Annotated in this window: 15 protein-coding genes; 14 read left to right on the forward strand and 1 reads right to left on the reverse strand. The window is 70.2% G+C overall.

All coding sequences use genetic code 11. The annotated features are described in order from the left end of the window. Positions 1-364 precede the first annotated feature (364 nt). Positions 365-1819: a glyceraldehyde-3-phosphate dehydrogenase gene (locus ACK1X7_RS44815; protein ID WP_390794989.1), complete on the forward strand. Its 1455-nt coding sequence runs from the start codon at positions 365-367 to the stop codon at positions 1817-1819. Between the two features lie 53 nt (positions 1820-1872). Here ACK1X7_RS44815 and ACK1X7_RS44820 read toward each other — a convergent pair whose 3' ends face one another. After that, on the reverse strand, positions 1873-3108 hold the full coding sequence (locus ACK1X7_RS44820) for an ROK family transcriptional regulator (protein ID WP_390794988.1): 1236 nt from the start codon (positions 3106-3108) through the stop codon (positions 1873-1875). A gap of 221 nt (positions 3109-3329) precedes the next feature. Between ACK1X7_RS44820 and ACK1X7_RS44825 the strand changes: the two genes are divergently transcribed. From ACK1X7_RS44825 to ACK1X7_RS44885, 13 genes are all read left to right on the forward strand, one after another. Next, positions 3330-4481, forward strand: coding sequence for a Gfo/Idh/MocA family protein (locus ACK1X7_RS44825; RefSeq protein WP_413116648.1), 1152 nt, complete (start codon positions 3330-3332; stop codon positions 4479-4481). Next, entirely contained in the window at positions 4478-5398 is a 921-nt protein-coding gene (locus tag ACK1X7_RS44830) for a sugar phosphate isomerase/epimerase family protein (RefSeq protein WP_385146963.1), read from the forward strand. The genes ACK1X7_RS44825 and ACK1X7_RS44830 overlap by 4 nt, the downstream gene beginning before the upstream one ends. Before the next feature lie 51 nt (positions 5399-5449). Further along, positions 5450-6559, forward strand: coding sequence for a Gfo/Idh/MocA family protein (locus tag ACK1X7_RS44835; RefSeq protein ID WP_413116649.1), 1110 nt, complete (start codon positions 5450-5452; stop codon positions 6557-6559). 75 nt (positions 6560-6634) lie between these two features. After that, positions 6635-7522 carry a sugar phosphate isomerase/epimerase family protein gene (locus tag ACK1X7_RS44840; protein WP_413116650.1) on the forward strand — a complete coding sequence of 296 codons (888 nt, stop codon included), beginning with the start codon at positions 6635-6637 and terminating at the stop codon, positions 7520-7522. Positions 7523-7630: 108 nt separating this feature from the next. Beyond that, entirely contained in the window at positions 7631-9139 is a 1509-nt protein-coding gene (locus ACK1X7_RS44845; protein WP_413116651.1) for an ABC transporter substrate-binding protein, read from the forward strand. A 43-nt stretch (positions 9140-9182) separates the two neighbouring features. Continuing rightward, complete coding sequence (locus ACK1X7_RS44850) at positions 9183-10124, forward strand: ABC transporter permease (RefSeq protein ID WP_385146975.1); 942 nt, start codon at positions 9183-9185, stop codon at positions 10122-10124. Continuing rightward, complete coding sequence (locus ACK1X7_RS44855) at positions 10121-11911, forward strand: dipeptide/oligopeptide/nickel ABC transporter permease/ATP-binding protein (RefSeq protein ID WP_413116652.1); 1791 nt, start codon at positions 10121-10123, stop codon at positions 11909-11911. Before ACK1X7_RS44850 ends, ACK1X7_RS44855 begins: the two co-directional genes overlap by 4 nt. Next, positions 11908-12735, forward strand: coding sequence for an ATP-binding cassette domain-containing protein (locus tag ACK1X7_RS44860; RefSeq protein ID WP_383147172.1), 828 nt, complete (start codon positions 11908-11910; stop codon positions 12733-12735). The genes ACK1X7_RS44855 and ACK1X7_RS44860 overlap by 4 nt, the downstream gene beginning before the upstream one ends. 48 nt (positions 12736-12783) lie before the next feature. Then, positions 12784-13401 carry a response regulator transcription factor gene (locus ACK1X7_RS44865; protein ID WP_385146982.1) on the forward strand — a complete coding sequence of 206 codons (618 nt, stop codon included), beginning with the start codon at positions 12784-12786 and terminating at the stop codon, positions 13399-13401. Between the two features lie 11 nt (positions 13402-13412). Continuing rightward, positions 13413-14849: a sensor histidine kinase gene (locus ACK1X7_RS44870; protein WP_385146985.1), complete on the forward strand. Its 1437-nt coding sequence runs from the start codon at positions 13413-13415 to the stop codon at positions 14847-14849. Between the two features lie 100 nt (positions 14850-14949). Then, positions 14950-16113, forward strand: a complete 1164-nt coding sequence (locus tag ACK1X7_RS44875; RefSeq protein ID WP_413116653.1) for an acyl-CoA dehydrogenase family protein — start codon at positions 14950-14952, stop codon at positions 16111-16113. A gap of 83 nt (positions 16114-16196) precedes the next feature. Next, the gene (locus tag ACK1X7_RS44880) at positions 16197-16565 is read left to right on the forward strand and encodes a hypothetical protein (protein WP_361508965.1); all 369 of its coding nucleotides are present in this window, start codon (positions 16197-16199) and stop codon (positions 16563-16565) included. Beyond that, positions 16562-17314 (forward strand): SDR family NAD(P)-dependent oxidoreductase, encoded by a 753-nt coding sequence (locus tag ACK1X7_RS44885; RefSeq protein WP_390794981.1) that lies wholly within the window; start codon positions 16562-16564, stop codon positions 17312-17314. The genes ACK1X7_RS44880 and ACK1X7_RS44885 overlap by 4 nt, the downstream gene beginning before the upstream one ends. The last annotated feature ends 68 nt before the right edge of the window (positions 17315-17382 follow it).

Below are 17382 nucleotides of genomic sequence, written 5' to 3' on the forward strand. Positions count from 1 at the left end.
ACTCAGCAGAGATGGTTGCCTGTGAAAACCATCTACCTCTCCGGAGGCGGATCGCTACCGGGCGCTGTTCCCTGGGGGAGTGGTATTTCTCACTGGTAAATTCCTGTTAATGGTAAGTTTCGCGGTGGCCGCTGGCCGAAAAGTGTCGCCCACTAAATTCCCATTTTGCAGCCGATATCCACGTCGCAATTCATAAGCGAAACGCCGGCCGTATACGAAAGAAGTCCGGGCCCGGCGACCTGAGGCCCCGTCACCCGCGACCGTTCCTCGACGGGCTCCTTCCCGGTCGCCGCCGGGGGTGCTGGGTTCCATCATGAGCTGGGGGGTTACCATATGAGCGCCACCTAGCTCGAAAGATGGATTTGTGACTCTCAACGAGGACTCGTTCACCAACTGGAAGCACCGCGAGGAGATCGCGGAGTCGATGATCCCCGTCATCGGGAAGCTGCATCGGGAGCGGGACGTCACGGTCCTGCTGCACAGCCGCTCCTTGGTGAACAAGTCGGTCGTCAGCATCCTCAAGACCCACCGATTCGCCCGCCAGATCGCCGGTGCGGAACTCTCGGTCACCGACACCCTGCCCTTCCTGAAGGCGCTCACCGCGCTCGACCTGGGCCCCTCCCAGATCGACATCGGCATGCTCGCCGAGACATACCGGGCCGACGACCGCGGTCTGTCGGTGGCGGAGTTCACCGCCGAGGCCGTCGCCGGTGCCACGGGCGCCAACAAGATCGAGTGCCGTGAGGGGCGCGATGTCGTCCTCTACGGGTTCGGCCGCATCGGCCGCCTCGTCGCCCGCCTGCTCATCGAGAAGGCCGGGTCCGGCAATGGGCTGCGGCTGCGCGCCATCGTCGTCCGCGGGGGCGGCGGCCGGGCCGGCGAAGATCTCGTCAAGCGCGCCTCGCTGCTGCGCCGCGACTCCATCCACGGCCAGTTCCAGGGCACGATCACCGTTGACGAGGCGAACAGCACGATCGTCGCCAACGGCAACGAGATCAAGGTGATCTACGCCGACGACCCGACGGCGGTGGACTACACGGCGTACGGCATCAAGGACGCCATCCTCATCGACAACACCGGCAAATGGCGCGACCGCGAAGGACTCTCGAAGCATCTGCGCCCCGGTATCGACAAGGTGGTGCTGACCGCGCCGGGCAAGGGCGATGTGCCCAACGTCGTCCATGGCGTCAACCACGACACGATCAAGCCGGACGAGCAGATCCTGTCCTGCGCGTCCTGCACCACCAACGCGATCGTCCCGCCGCTGAAGGCGATGGCCGACGAGTACGGTGTCCTGCGCGGCCATGTGGAAACCGTCCACTCGTTCACCAACGATCAGAACCTGCTGGACAATTACCACAAGTCCGACCGCCGCGGCCGCTCGGCGCCGCTCAACATGGTCATCACCGAGACCGGTGCCGCCTCCGCCGTCGCGAAGGCCCTGCCCGACCTCGAGGCGAAGATCACCGGCAGCTCGATCCGCGTCCCGGTGCCGGACGTCTCGATCGCCATCCTCAATCTGCAACTCGCCCGCGAGACCAGCCGCGAGGAGGTCCTGGACTATCTGCGCGATGTGTCCCTGACCTCGCCGCTCAAGCGCCAGATCGACTTCACCAGCGCCCCCGACGCGGTCTCCAACGACTTCATCGGCTCGCGCCACGCCTCGATCGTCGACGCCGGTGCCACCAAGGTCGAGGGCGACAACGCGATCCTCTACCTCTGGTACGACAACGAGTTCGGCTACTCCTGCCAGGTCATCCGCGTCGTCCAGTACGTCTCCGGAGTGGAGTACCCGACCTACCCGGCCCCGGTGGCCTGATACCCGTCCGGCGACGGCCTCGGCGGGCTCGGCGGGCTCCCCGACGAGCCCGCCTAGCCCGCCGCTCCGGGCTCGTCGGCCAGCAGCCGTGCGATGCCCGCCGGTCCGAAGACGTCCCGCGTGGCGAGGGCGATCCCACCGTGGAGCCCGGAGCGGCCCTTGAGCTGTGTCGCGGTGATGGTCAGCTTGCGGGTGGCCAGCGGGAGGGCGCGCTGGTACACGGCCGCTCGTACGGCGGAGACGAGGTCGTCGCGGAGTTCGCTCAGCGGACCGGCCAGGATGATGCTGCGCGGATTGAACATATGGACCAGTACGGCGACCACCTCCCCGACCTCCGTGGCCGCCTGGCGTACGGCGTGCAGTGCGGCCGGGTCGCTGTCGGCGACGCGCTGGGCGAGCACCCGGGTGCCGTGCAGCGGGTCGTCGTCGGTCGACTCGGGGATGCCTAGGCCGCGCAGGACGGCGCGGTGGGAGGCGATCGCCCCGACGCAGCCGACGTTGCCGCAGACACACAGGACATTGCCGCCGCTGACGGCCCGGGTGTGGCCGATGTCGCCGGCGGCTCCGTCGGCGCCGCGGTACACATCGCCGCCCGCGGTGACCAGGCCCGCCCCGATACCGCTCGCGATCTTGATGCAGAGCAGGGGCGTCTCCGCCCCGCCCTGTTCGGCCTCGCCCAGGGCCATCAGATTGACGTCGTTGTCCACCACGACCGGGGCGCGGAAGCGTTCCCGGAGGTGCTCGGCGACGGGGTAGCCGTCCCAGCCGGGCATGCCGGTGGGCTGTACCGCGCAACCCTGCTGGAAGTCCACCGGACCCGGCAGGCCGACGACCACCTCACGCACCCGGCCGGGGGCGCGGTCGTACTCCGCCAGCAGCCTCCGCAGCAGCTCGGAGACCGCGTCCAGCACGATTCGCGGGCCCGCGTCGATCCGGACGGCGACCGTGTCCTGCGCGATCAGCCGTCTGCTGAGATCGGCGATGGCCACATGGGAGGCGGTGGTGTCGACGTCCACGGCGACGACGGTGCCGGCCTGTGGGCTGATCGTCAGCACCCGGGGCGGTCGCCCGCGGACGGACCGCCTGGACTCGACCTCCTGGAGGATGCCGTTGCCGACGAGATTCTCCACCTGCTGGCCCACGGTCGACCGGGCCAGGCCGCTGCGCCGCGCGAGCTCCGCGCGGTTGGTCGCCTCCCCGGAGATCACCAGCCCCAGCACCCGGCGCAGCGCGAGGGGGACCGATGCGGAGGCGGATGATTCCTCCGCCCAGCCGTCGTCTTTATGCATTCGAGTGACCGTAATGTTGCTCCCTTGGGTCCGTCAACGGTTCTCCCCTTTCACCTTGCCCTTCAGGTGCTTCCAGGGCGAACACCCGGAAAATTTGGCCACTTTTAGGTCTTGAAAAAAATTAAATATGCTGTCTTGTGCTTGCTGCCAGAACTAAACCAAGGTGATGCGCAGCGCGGCGTCAGACCGCGATCGGCGGTAGGACGACGGAGGTGCATCAGATGAAGGGTTCGCTTCGAGCGGTGGTATCAGGTGCCGGGATGATCGGCGCCGTGCACGCGGCCGCGATCCGTGCGAGCGGCGGAGATCTCGCCGGAGTGGTGGCCTCGACCCCCGAGCGCGGTGCCCGAGTCGCCGAGGAGTGGAACGTACCGGGCCGCTACCCCGACTTCGAGGCGGTGCTCGCCGACGACGGCGTATCGGTCGTCCATGTGTGCACCCCGAACGCACTGCATATCGGCCAGGCCGAGGCGGCACTGCGCGCGGGCAAGCATGTGATCTGCGAGAAGCCGCTCGCCACCTCGGCCGCCGACGCGGAGCGGCTGACCAGCCTGGCGCAGGAGGCGGGGCTGGTGCTCGCGGTCCCCTTCGTCTACCGCTACCACCCGCTCGTCCGGGAGCTCAGGGACCGGCGGCTGCGTGGCGAATTCGGCGCCTGGCAGTTGCTCCACGGCAGCTATCTACAGGACTGGATGCTGTCCGAAGAGGCCATGTCCTGGCGGGTCGATCCGGCCGACGGCGGCCCCTCCCGGGCCTTCGCGGACATCGGATCCCACTGGTGCGACCTCGTGGAGTGGGTGGCCGGAGTCCGCTTCACCGAACTCACCGCGAGGCTCGGCACCACCGTTCCCACCCGGCCCACCGGCACCGGCGCGGGCTTCGCGACCAGGGGCGGGGGCCCACGAGTGCGGGTGCGCACCGAGGATGTGGCGACCGTACTGCTGCGCACCGACGGTGGCGCCCTGGCCACGCTCACGGTTTCCCAGGTGTCGGCCGGCCGCAAGAACCGGCTGTGGTTCGAGCTGGACGGCGCGCGGGGCAGCGCGGTCTTCGACCAGGAGAATCCCGAGACGGTATGGCTCGGCGCGCCGGACGGGGCGCGGGTGCTGTTCCGGGACCCGGACCAGGGATCGGCCGAGCAGCGACGGCTCTCCCGGCTCCCCGCCGGCCACGCCCAGGGCTACGCCGATTGCTTCACCTCCTTTGTCACCGACGCCTACGCGGCGATCCGCGGGGATGCGCCCGAGGGATTGCCCACCGGAGCGGACGGTGTCCGCTCGGCACGGATCGTCGAGGCCGTGCTGACCTCTTCCGCGTCGTTGACCTGGACCGATGTCGACCCCACAGCCATAGCCCTGGAGGCCACCGCATGAAACTCGGCATGCTCACCGCCTGTCTGCCCCGGCTCTCCCTCGCCGAGATCGCCGCATGGGCGAGCGGGGCGGGATACCAGGCCCTGGAGGTCGCGGCCTGGCCACGCACCGGAGGCCGGGACTTCGAGGCCGCGCATCTGCCCGTGGCCGGATTCGGCGAACGCGACGCCGAGGAGATCCGGGGGCTGTTCGAGCGCCACCGCCTCGACATCTCGGCCCTGGCGTACTACGAGAACAACCTCCACCCCGACCCCGCGCGCCGCGCGGAGATCCACGCCCACCTCAAGGCGGTCATCGACACCGCGGCGGCCCTCGACGTCCCGTATGTGGGCACCTTCGTGGGCCGCGACTGGACCCGGCCGGTGGCGCCCAATCTGGAAGAGGCCGAGAAGGTCTTCCCCGAACTCGTCGACTACGCGGGGGACAAGGGCGTCCGCCTGATCATCGAGAACTGTGTGATGGAGGGCTGGCACCCGGACGGCTATCCGGGCAACCTCGCCTATTCGCCCGAGCTGTGGGAGTGGATGTTCTCCCTCGGGCTGTATCTGAACTGGGATCCGTCGCATCTGACGTGGATCGGTGTCGATCCGGTGCAGACCATCGCGCCCTACGCGGACCGGATCGTGCACGCCCAGGCCAAGGACCTCCAGATCCTCCCCGGAAAGGTGGACCGCTACGGGTTCTTCGGCAAGGCGGTCCAGCGGGAGGACCCGTGGGACACCGGCTGGTGGCGCTACCGCGTGCCCGGCCGTGGCCAGGTCGACTGGAGCGCCGTCGTGGACGCCCTCTACGAGCACGGATTCACCGGGACCCTCTCGATCGAGCACGAGGACCCGGTGTGGGGCGGCACCGAGGAGAAGGTCAAGACCGGCCTGGAGATCGCCCACCGCACCCTGCGCCCGCTGATCGTCGCCTGACGACCGCCTGCCGCTCCCCGTGCACCACCACATCACGACCGCAGGAGACTCATGGCCCAGCACACCGCACGGCACCGGATCGGAATTCTGGGCGCCGGCAATATCTTCGGCCGCTATGTCGAGGGACTGCGCACCTTTCCGGAACTCGACGTGATCCGGGTGGCCGACGCCGACACGGCCCGCGCGGAGCGTGCCGCGGCCGAATACGCCATCCCGGCCTGGGGCGGTCCCGATGAGCTGCTCGCGGACGACGCCGTCGAGATCGTCATCAACATCACCCCGCCGGCGTTCCACGCGAAGACCGTCATCGCGGCGCTGGAGGCGGGCAAGCACGTCTACGTCGAGAAGCCGCTCGCGGCCACCGTCGAGGAGGCCCACGAGGCCCTCGACGCCGCCGAGCGCAATGGGAAACTGCTGGGATCGGCCCCGGACACCTTCCTCGGCAGCGCCGTGCAGACCGCCCGGCACGCGATCGACACCGGTCTGATCGGCGAACCCGTCGGGGCCACCGCCTTCGTGAGGTCCAGCCGCTCGGAGACCTGGCATCCGGACCCCCGGGCCTTCTACGGGCCGGGCGACGGACCCGTCCTGGACATGGGCCCCTACTATCTGGCCGCGCTCGTCAACTGCCTCGGCCCGGTCCGGCAGGTGTCCGCCGCCACTCGCGTCGGCGCGAAGACCCGCAAGGTCACCAGCCCCGAGCGGGTGGTCGACGAGATAACCGTCGAGGTCCCCACCCACGCCTCGGCCGTGCTGACGTTCGCCTCCGGAGCCATCGGCACCGCCCTGATGAGCTTCGACGTCTGGGACACCGAACTGCCCCGCATGGAGATCTACGGCACCGAGGGCACCCTCTCGCTGCCCAATCCCAACGGCTTCGACGGCGATGTGCGGGTCAAGCGCCACCACGACGACGAGTGGGAGGTGCTCACCCCGGTCACCGCGCTCTTCGGCGCCGTGAACACCTCCGAGCAGCACCGCCGCGGCCTCGGCGTACACGACCTCGCGGGTGCCCTCCACGGCGGCCCGCACCGCGCCGACGCGCGATTCGCCTTCCACACCCTCGAGGTGCTGACCGCTTTCGAGACCGCCCAGCGGGAGAACCGGGTGGTGGCGATCGAGAGCAGTTGCGAACGCCCCCAGCCGCGCACCGCCCACTGACACCGGCGTACGACCGCGCCACCGCCACTGGCACCGCCACAGCTACCGCCACCGCCACCGAAAGGGCCATGGACCATGAAGATCAGGCAGGACCGTCTCGCCATCAACCCCCTCCAGTGGGTCGCGAGCGCCGACGGCTGGATCGACCCCACCCTCGCCCCCTCGCTCGACCGGCAGTTGGAGGTCATCCGCGACGCGGGCATCACCGCCCTGCACAGCGCCGTGCCCGGTGAAATGACACCCGAGGCGTACGCCGACCGGCTCGCCGACCACGGCATCAGCCCCGCGCCCGGCTATCTCGCCGTCCGGCTCACCGAGGACGAGGCCGAGCTGCGCACGTTCCGCGACAACGCGGCGCGCGCCGCCGAACAGCACGCGGCCCTGGGAGTGCCCACCCTCTTCCTCGCCATGGGAATGGCGAAGGACGCCGAGCGGGTGGCTTGCCCCGCGGTCGGTCACCTCGCCGACCGGGGACGGCTGGAGCGGGTACGGGACCTGCTGGCCGAGATCGCCGGGATCATCCGGGCACAGGGGATCACCCCCGCCTTCCATCCGCACGTGGGCACCTGGGCGGAGACCGAGGAGGAGACCCGCTTCGTACTGGACACCACCGACGCGTCCGTCCTCGGCTTCGGACCGGACATGGGCCATCTGGCCTGGGCGGGCGCGGACGCCGCACAGTTGGTGCGCGACTACGCGGACCGGGTGGCGAGCGTCCACATCAAGGACCTGGACCTCGGCCTCGCCGCCGAGGCCAGGGAAGCGGGCTGGGACTACCGGAAGACGGTGCTGGCGGGGCTGTGGTCGGAGCCGGGCCATGGAAACGCCGACATCGCGGGGTTCGTCGGCGCGCTGCCGGACGACTTCGACGGCTGGCTGATCATCGAGGTCGACCGGGGAGCCCGGCCGACCCCCGAGGAGAGCGTGCGGCTGTGCGGGGAGTGGGCCAGGCGGAACGCGTAGCCATGACCGGGCGACACGGACCAGGACCGGCCGGGGCACGGCCGGTGGCAGGACGAGCCGGGGGGACATCGAGGTGATCCGACACGTGAACCAGGTGGAGAGAAGACCATGCGCAAGACAGTGGCGTTCATCGGTTGTGCCGCGCTTCTGACCGCGACGGCGACGGCCTGCGGCGGCGGCGCGCTAGCCGACGGCGACCAGACGCTGACCCTCGCCGAATCGGTCACGGCCACGCCATGGGATCTGGCCAAGGCCAGCCTGGGCCCCGAGTCCTCGTACTACCAGCCGGTCTTCGACACGCTGGTCCGGCTCGACAGGAACGGCGCGCCCACCCCCAACCTGGCCACCTCGTGGTCGTACGACAAGACCCAGACGAGGCTCACGCTGAAGCTGCGTACCGGGGTCACGTTCACCGACGGTACGGCCCTCGACGCGGACGCGGTCCGGCGGAACCTGCTGCACACCAGGAGCGGCACGGCCTCGGCCGCCGGTGAGATCCGCGACATCAGCGGCGTCGAGGTGGTCGACGGACAGACCGTGACCATCGAGCTGAGCCACCCCAGCGCGTCCCTGCTTCCGGCGCTGGGCCAGGTCTCCGGGATGATGGCCGGCCCCAGGTCGCTCAAGGACCCCGGGACTCCGGTCGGTTCGGGCCCGTACCGGCTGGACGCGTCGGCCACCATCGCGGGCCAGACGTACACCTACACGCGCAACCCCGGCTACTGGAACAAGAAGGCGTTCCCCTACAACAAGGTCGTCATCAAGTACCTCGCCGACCCCACCGCGCGCATCAACGCGCTGCTGTCCGGCCAGATCGACGGCGGCATGGTCAACCTCAACCGGGTGCCGACCGTCAAGGGCCACGGCCTGAAGGTCGCCACCTACCAGCCCGGCGACATCGAGGGGCTCTACATATGGGACCGCGCCGGGAAGAAGGTGCCCGCCCTGGGAAAGCTGAAGGTCCGGCAGGCGCTCAACTACGCGTTCGACAAGAAGGCCATCCTCAAGGCGGCCAAGACCGGACTCGGCACCCCCACCACACAGGTTTTCGCACCCGGTGAGGACGGTTACGACGCCCGGCTGGAGAACACCTACCCCTACGACCCGGCCAAGGCACGGAAACTGCTGGCGGAGGCGGGCTATCCGAACGGCTTCGCCGTCACCCTCCCGGACCTCTCCACGGCCTTCCCCCAGGAGCAGGCGGCACTCACCCAGAGCCTCAAGGACATCGGCATCAAGGTGAGGCTGGACAACGTGCCCGGCGACCAGATCTTCAGCAGCGCACTGTCCGGCAAGTACGCGATGTCGTACTTCAAACTGGGCGCCCCCACCGGATGGGACAAGGTGCAGCTTCAGCTCACGAAGAACTCGACCTGGAATCCGCTCAAGTACCACGACCCCAAGGCCGAGGACCTCATCACACGCATCGGCGAGGCGACCGGCCCGACGCGGGACACGCTGTTCAAGCAGCTCAACGCCCATGTCGTCAACCAGGCGTGGAACGCGCCCTGGAGCGTGGTGGCCAATGCCTACGCCACCGCGAAGGGCGTGACGGCGACCCCGCAGGCCGGTCTCCAGTACCCGCCGCTCCACAGCTACGCACCGGCGGCGAAGTAGCCACCGGCCCGAGATCCGACGCGCGGAAGGAGGAAGACTGACCGTGCTCGCCTTTCTGATCCGGCGCATCGCCGCCGGCGCGGCCCTGGTGGTCGTCGTGGCCACCGCCACATTCCTGCTGCTCAATCTCACGGGGACCGACGTCGCCCGTAACATCCTGGGCGAGACCGCCACGCGGTCCGCCGTGACCGCCAAGAGCCATGAACTCGGCCTGGACCAGCCCCTGGTGGAGCGCTACCGGCACTGGGCCGAACAGGCCCTGCGGGGTGACCTGGGCAGCTCGTGGTTCACCGGCGCCCCGGTGAACCAGTCCCTGGTGGACACCTTGCCGGTCACCCTCTCCATCGTGCTCGCCGGGCTGCTGCTCGCCGCGGTCCTCAGCGTCGCCCTGGGCACGGCGGCGGCGCTGCGCGGCGGCTGGGTGGACCGCGTGGTGCAGTTCGCCGCGGTGCTCGGCACCGCGGTGCCCAGCTTCCTGATCGCCCTGGTCCTCGCCGTCACCCTGGCCGTTCAGCTCGGCTGGCTGCCCGCCACCGGCTACGTCGCCATCGACGCCTCCGTCACCGAGTGGCTCCGCTCGATCATCCTGCCCGCGGTGTCACTGGCCGTCGCCGCGACCGCGGCCACCGCCATGCAGGTGCGGGGCGCGCTGATGGATGTGTTGCGAGCGGACTATGTGCGCACCCTGCGCAGCCGGGGCCTGAGCACCCGCAGCGTCGTGTTCCGGCATGCGCTGCGCAACGCCGCCCCGCCCGCCCTGACCGTGCTCGCCCTCCAGTTCATCGGGCTGATCAGCGGCGCCGTCGTGGTGGAGAAGGTGTTCGGCCTGCCGGGCATCGGCACCCTGGCCAACTCGGCCGCCGTACGCGGCGACGCGCCCGTGCTGCTCGGCACGGTCGTGGTGACGGTGAGCATCGTCGTCGCGGTCAATCTGCTGCTGGACATCGTGTACGGCTGGCTCAACCCGAAGGTGCGTGTCTCATGACCGCTGTGGAGTCCGCTCCGGCCCCCGAGCCGTCCGCTCCGGCCCTCGCGCGGGACCACCTGCTGCGCCGGACGCTGCGTGACCCGGTGGCCGCCGGCTGCCTGGTGGTGCTGGTCCTGGTGGTCCTCGGGAGCCTGGCGGCGCCCCTGTTCACCGACTGCGCACCCGACGTCAGCATCATGGGGGACACCCTCGCACCCGCCTCGGGCACCCATCCCCTCGGCGCCGACGGCGTCGGCCGGGATGTGCTCTCGCGGCTGCTGTACGGAGGTCGCACCAGCCTCCTGGGCGGCACCCTGGCCATCCTCGTGGCCTTCGCCGTGGGCGGGCCACTGGGCGTGATCAGCGGCTTCTACCGCGGCTGGTTCGACGCCGTGGCCGGCTGGATCGTGAACGTCATCATGGCCGTGCCCGCCATCATCGTGATGCTCGTGGTGATGGCGGCCGTCTCGCAGGATCTCAACGTCGCCATGATCGTCCTCGGCGCCATCATGGCCCCGATGGTCTTCCGGCTCATCCGGGCATCGGTTATCGCGGTCCGCGAGGAGCTGTACGTGGACGCCGCCCGGGTCTCGGGACTCGGCGACGGGCGCATCATGCGCCGCCACATCCTGCCCGTGGTGGTCGCCCCGTCCGTCATCCAGGCGACCCAGGTGTTCGCCGTGGCGATCGGCATCCAGGCCGGGCTCGCCTTCCTCGGCCTGGGCAAGGCGTCCCAGGCCAGTTGGGGCGCGATGCTGAGCGACGCCTTCACCAACATCTACAACGCCCCCATGCTGCTGGTGTGGCCGGGCGCCGCGATGGGCCTGACCATTCTGGCCTCCAGCCTGCTGGGCAACGCGGTGCGCGACGCGCTGGGCACCACCGAGCGCCCGGCGGTGAACAAACGCCGTAAGCGCCTGGCGCGCATAAGCGCACCGGCCGCCGATTCCCCCGCGGACCGCCTCCTCACCGTGGAGGGGCTGCGCGTCGGCTATCCGAAGCCCGGCGGCGAGAAGACAGTGGTCGACGGGGTGGACCTCACCGTGGCACACGGTGAAGTCCTCGGCTTGGTGGGCGAGTCCGGATCGGGCAAGAGCCAGACGGCGTTCTCCGTCCTCGGCCTGCTGCCGGACGACGCCGAGGTGACGGCCGACCGGCTGACCTTCGACGGGCAGGATCTGCTGGGCATGGACACCGCCGCGCTGAACCGCCTTCGCGGCCACGGCATCGGATACGTCCCCCAGGAGTCCATGTCCAACCTCGACCCGTGCTTCCGGATCGGCTTCCAGCTCGTGGAGCCCATGCGCACCCACCTCGGGCTGTCCCGGTCCGAGGCCCGCACCAGGGCGCTCGGGCTGCTGGAACGAGTCGGCATCCCGGACCCGGAGCGGGTGTTCAGGTCCTATCCGCATCAGATCTCCGGCGGTATGGCGCAGCGTGTGCTCATCGCCGGCGCCGTCTCCTGCGCCCCGCGGCTGCTGATCGCGGATGAGCCGACCACGGCGCTGGACGTCACCGTCCAGGCCGAGGTGCTGGACCTGATGCGCTCCCTCCAGCAGGAGCACGACATGGGGATGATCCTTGTCACCCATGACTTCGGCGTGGTGGCCGACATCTGCGACCGGGTCGCGGTGATGCGCGGCGGGCGGATCGTGGAGACGGCGCCGATGCGGCAGATCTTCGCGGCGCCCGAGCATCCGTACACCCGCACCCTCCTGGACTCGACGCTGGACGGCGGGCCGGTCCGCGGCGAACTCTCCGTCCACTCCGGTGCCGATGAACCTCTCAAGGGGGCAACACCATGACCGCTCCGCTCCTCGAACTCGACGACGTCGTGGTGGAGTACCCCGGAAAGGGCCGCGGCCGCAATCCCTTCCGCGTCCTGCACGGCATCTCCCTGACCATCGCACCGGGCGAAACGCTCGGCCTGGTCGGCGAGTCCGGCTCCGGCAAGACCACACTGGGCCGGGCCGTCCTCGGTCTCGCGCCCGTCACCGGCGGCGAGATCCGGTACGGCGGAAGGGCCATCTCCCGGCTCGGCAAACGGGAGCGGCGGGCGCTCAGCGAGGACATCCAGGTGGTCTTCCAGGACCCGTTCACCTCACTGAACCCGGCCATGACGGTCCTGGACATCCTCACCGAGCCCCTGCTGGTGACCGGCGTCGCCCGGCGCGACGCCGAACAGCGCGTGCGCACCCTGCTCGACCGGGTGTACCTCCCGCATGACGCGGTCCACCGGCTGCCCCGTGAGTTCTCCGGCGGCCAGCGCCAGCGGATCGCCATCGCGCGCGCCCTGTGCCGGGACCCTCGGCTGATCGTCTGCGACGAACCGGTCAGCGCCCTCGACCTGACGACCCAGGCCCGGGTGCTCGACCTGTTCACCGAGATCCAGGAGGCGACGGGCGTGGCGTATCTCTTCGTCACCCATGATCTGTCGGTGGTCCGGCACATCAGCCACCGGGTGGCCGTGCTGTACCGTGGCGACATCGTGGAGACGGGCACCGCCGCCCAGGTCACCGAGCGTCCGGAACACGCCTACACACGGCGGCTGCTGCTGGCGGCGCCGGTGCCGGACCCCGACCGGCAGGCGCGGCGCCGGGCCGAACGGCTGAAGGAGGCCGCCTCATGACCTTCCGCACCCGGGGACTCGACGGGGTTCGCCGACGGGCCCGCTGAGATGACCCTCGTCTACATCCTGGACGACGACGAGGAACTGGGCGAATCGCTCGCCTGGCTCCTCGAGTCGGTCGGCATCCGCTCGGAGCGGTTCCGGGACGCCCACGCCTTTCTGCGCTCCTACGACCGCGACCGGCCCGCCTGCCTGGTCCTGGACGTGCGCATGCCCGAGCTGAGCGGTTTCGACGTACAGCAGTTGCTGAACGAGACGGGCGCGCCGCTGCCCGTCGTCTTCGTCTCCGCGCACGGCGACATCCGGATGTCGGTGCGCGCCCTTCAGAACGGCGCGGTCGACTTCCTGGAGAAGCCGTACGACCCCCAGCACATGCTGGACGTCGTGCAGGCCGCGCTCCGCACCGCGCGGGAGCGCTTCGAGCGGGCCGCCGGCCAGCGCGAGCTGCGGACGAGCCTGGACCGGCTGACCGCCCGCGAACGGGAGGTGCTCGCGCTGTCCGTCGACGGCGTGCCGAACAAGCGCATCGCCACCCGGCTCGGCATCAGCACCAAGACCGTCGATGTGCACCGGGCCCGGATCCGGGAGAAGACCGGTGCCGAGAGCATCGCGACCCTTGTGCACGACATCCTCCGGCTGGGGCTGCGACCCGCGGCGGACCGATGAGGGACCCGGCCGTGGACCGTCTTGCGCCGTCCGGCTTCCAGACGCTGATGCAGGCCCTGAAGTACTGCGTCCTGCTGCACGACGCCCGGACCTACGACATCCTCTGGGCCAACCGGGCCGCCTGCGAACTGCTCGGCTGGACCGTCGATGAGCTCAGGCCCCTCAAGGCACCGGACATGAGCAAGAACTCCCTCCAGTACAGCCGGGCGCTCGGGCACCGCTGGCTCGGGCACGCGGTGGAGCACGGCATCAGCGCCACCGAGTGGTGCTACCGGTCCAAGACCGGCGAGGAGATCCTCACCGAGGCCATCGCCATCCGTGTCGCCCTGCCCGCGCGGACGGTGGTGATGGTGCAGTTCCGGGACATCGCCGAGGAGAAGGCGGTCCGGCGCGATCTGTTCCGCACCGAGAGCAGGTTGCGGGCCTTTCTGAGCGGCCTGGCCGAAGGGATCGTCGTCCTCGACGAAACCGACCGGGTGGTCTTCGCCAGCGAATCCGCGGCCAGGCTGCTCGGCGGCGACCTCCACGGGGCGGACTTCACCGGCTACTGCCGCGACGGGACCGTACCCGACCGCGAGGGCCGCTACCGGTTCGCCGCACCCGGCGATGAGCCCCGCTGGTACGCGGCCACCTGCCAGTACATCGAGATCGAGAGCGATCTGCACGGCCGGATGCTGCTCTTCTACGACATCACCGACCGGGTCCGCGCCGAGGAGGAGCACCGCCGCGACACCCAGCGCCTGGACCATCTGGCCCGCAACAACGCCATGGGCGACATGGCGATGGCCATCGCCCACGAGGTGAGCCAGCCGCTCGCGGCCGCGTACAACTTCGTCGAAGGGGCACGGGGCCGGCTCGGACGCGGCGACGAGAGCGTGGCCTGGGGGCTGGACAACGCCGTACGGCAGATCGAGCGGGCCCGGACCATCCTGGCCAGCCTGCGCGGCTATGTCGGCCGCCTGGAACAGTCCGAGCAACGGGCCGACCTCAACGCGATCGTGCGCGACTGCGCGTACTTCATCGAGCTGCGCGCCCAGGAACACGCGGTGCCGGTCGAATACGGCCTCACCGCCGAGCCGCTGCCGGTGCGCTGCGAGAACGTGCTCATCGGACAGGTCGTGATGAACCTCGCCTTCAACGCGGTGGACGAGATGGCCGGCCGGCCGGAGGCGGAACGCGGGGTGCGGATCACCACCCGGCGCGGCGAGGACGGGTCCGCCGTGCTCGCCGTCGCGGACTGGGGGAACGGCCCGCCCGCGGAGGACCGGCTCTTCGACGGTGTCTTCACCTCCAAGGAGAACGGCAGCGGCATCGGCCTCGCCCTCAGCCACCGCATCATCACCCGCCACGGCGGCCGGATGGACGTCCACGCGAACGAGCCGCGCGGCGCGGTTTTCCGGTTCACGCTGCCCGCCGACGGGGCGGGGCGGGTAGGGGAAATCCCCTAGCCGAAGCATCCAACTCCCAATTGAGGCCCCTGAGCGGCCACGCCTAGCGTGATGACAAGGCGGGCGGGAGAACCGCCCGGCAACGCGAGGAGATTCGCTCATGACGCAGACGCTGGATGCCGCCGCCGCGGCGGCCACCGGGCGGTCGCCCTCCGGATCGGCGTTCGACCGGGCGCTGGACGTGGTCGCCCGGCGGCGTGCCGAATTCGAGGAGATGGGGCATGTTCCGCGCGATGTGATCGAGGAATTCAAGGCCGCGGGAATCTACCGGGCGAGCACCCCGAGCCAATTCGGCGGCGACCCCCTTCCGCCCGCCGCGTTCCTCCGTCTCATCGAGCGGATCTCGGTCGTCGACGGCTCGGCCGGCTGGGTCGCCAGCTTCGGCTCGTCCCTGGTCTACCTGGCGGCGCTGCCGCTCGATACCCAGGCCGAGCTGTACGCCGACGGGCCCGATGTGGTCTTCGCCGCGGGACTGTTCCCGGTGCAGCCCACCGAGCGGGTCCCGGGCGGCCACCGGGTCGCCGGCCGCTGGAAGTTCGCCAGCGGCTGCAAGGGCGCGGACGTCTTCGGCGTGGGCATCAAGGGCGGTCAGGATCGGGGCGGCCGACCGCTCACCGCCGTGCTGCGGCCCGAGCAGGTGGAGATCGTCGAGAACTGGGACGTCATCGGCATGCGCGGCACCGGAAGCCACGACCTGGTGGTGGACGGGGCCGTCGTCCCCGAGGACTGGACCTTCGTCCGCGGCGGCGAGCCCACCGTGGACGAGCCGCTCTACCGCTACCCGACCGTCCCGTACGCCTCCCAGGTGCTGGCCGTCGTCGGCCTCGGAGTGGCGCGGGCCGCGCTCGACCATGTCATCGCCCAGGGCGGCCGCACGAGCTATACGGGTGCCCCGAAACCCGCCGAGCGCGCCACCTATCGCATCACGGTCGGCCAGGCCGAGGCCCAACTCCGCTCCGCGCGGGCCTACTTCTACGAGACCACCGAGGAGGTGTGGGCCACCGTGGCGGCGGGGGACCCGGCGAGCCCGGGACAGACCAGCTCGCTGCGGCTCGCCTCCGCCCACCTCGCGAAGACCTCCTTCGAGGTGGTCCGCGCCGCCTACCAGCTCGGTGGCATCGCCGCCATCGCCGACGGCAGCCCCATGCAGCGCTATCTGCGCGACGGCTCGGTCGTCCCCCAGCACGCCTTCCTTCAGGAGGGCATGTACGACGGCGCGGGCGCGGTCCTCATGGGCGTCCAGCCCTTCCCCGGCTACCTCTGAACTCCCGGCCACCTCTGAACTCCCGGCCACCTCTGAACCCCCGGCCACCTCTGCCCCCGGCTACCTCGAAAGGCGGGACATCCATGCCCGAATCCCCCGAGACACCCCTGCGCGTGCTGTTCTGCATCGGCGTCAACCAGAACTTCTTCGATCTGCCCACGGGCCAGGGCAAGGCCGTCTGGGACGGCTTCACCTCCATGCTCTCGCAGCTCTACGCACTGCCCGGGGTGAGCGTCCTCGGCACCATCGACGACGACCAGCACATGGTCGGCCCCTCCGCCTCCTGGCCCTGGACCAGCTACGTGCTCGCCGACGTGGTCGACCAGCCGACGGTCGCCGCCGCCTGCAACCTCTTCCGCACCGTCCAGGTCGGCGAGCACGGCCTGTGGCGCTATATGAAGATCGAGGCGCGTCTCGGCCGCCCGCTGCCCGAGCCGGAGGCCGGCCGATGACCACCGAGAACGTCCGCGTCGCCCTGGTGACGGGAGCGGCGGGCGGCCTCGGCGCCCACATCGCCCGCCGGCTGTGCGCCCAGGGCTACCGTGTCGCCCTCACCGACCTGGACGAGGCGGGCGCCGTGCAGGCCGCGGCGGATCTCGATCCGGAAGGCCACGCCACCACCGGGCTCGCCCTGGACGTACGCGACAAGAACGCCTTCGCGGCCGTCCGCGATCAGCTCGTCGACCGCTGGGGCGCCGTCCATGTGCTGGTCAACAACGCCGCCCTGACCAAGGCCGAATCGCTGATGGACATCAGCCCCGAGAGCTTCGACCGGATCGTGTCCACCAACCTCAACGGCGCCTTCTTCGGCTGCCAGGTCTTCGGCGCCTACTTCGCCGAGCGGGGGTATGGGCGCATCGTCAACATCGCCTCCCTCGCCGGTCAGAACGGCGGCTCGGGGACCGGTGGGCACTACGCGGCGGCGAAGGGGGGAGTGGCCACCCTGACGAAGGTGTTCGCCCGCGAGCTCAGCTCGCACGGGGTGACGGTGAACGCCATCTCTCCTGGCCCCCTGGACCTGCCCGTGGTCCGCGACATCATTCCGCCGGACAAGATCGACGCCTTCGAACGCGCCATCCCCGTAGGGCGGTTGGGACGCCCGGAGTTCATCGCCGACATGGCCGTGCTGCTCGCCGCCGACCACGCGGACGCGGTCACCGGCGCGTGCTGGGACGCCAACGGCGGCCTGTACATGCGCTGACGCTCACCTCAGGGCACCGCGACCGCTCGAGCGAATCCGAACCGAACCAGGAGAGGAGGGGCACCGCC

This window comes from Streptomyces sp. CY-1, from assembly GCF_047218265.1.
GTDB classification, from domain to species: domain Bacteria; phylum Actinomycetota; class Actinomycetes; order Streptomycetales; family Streptomycetaceae; genus Streptomyces; species Streptomyces niphimycinicus.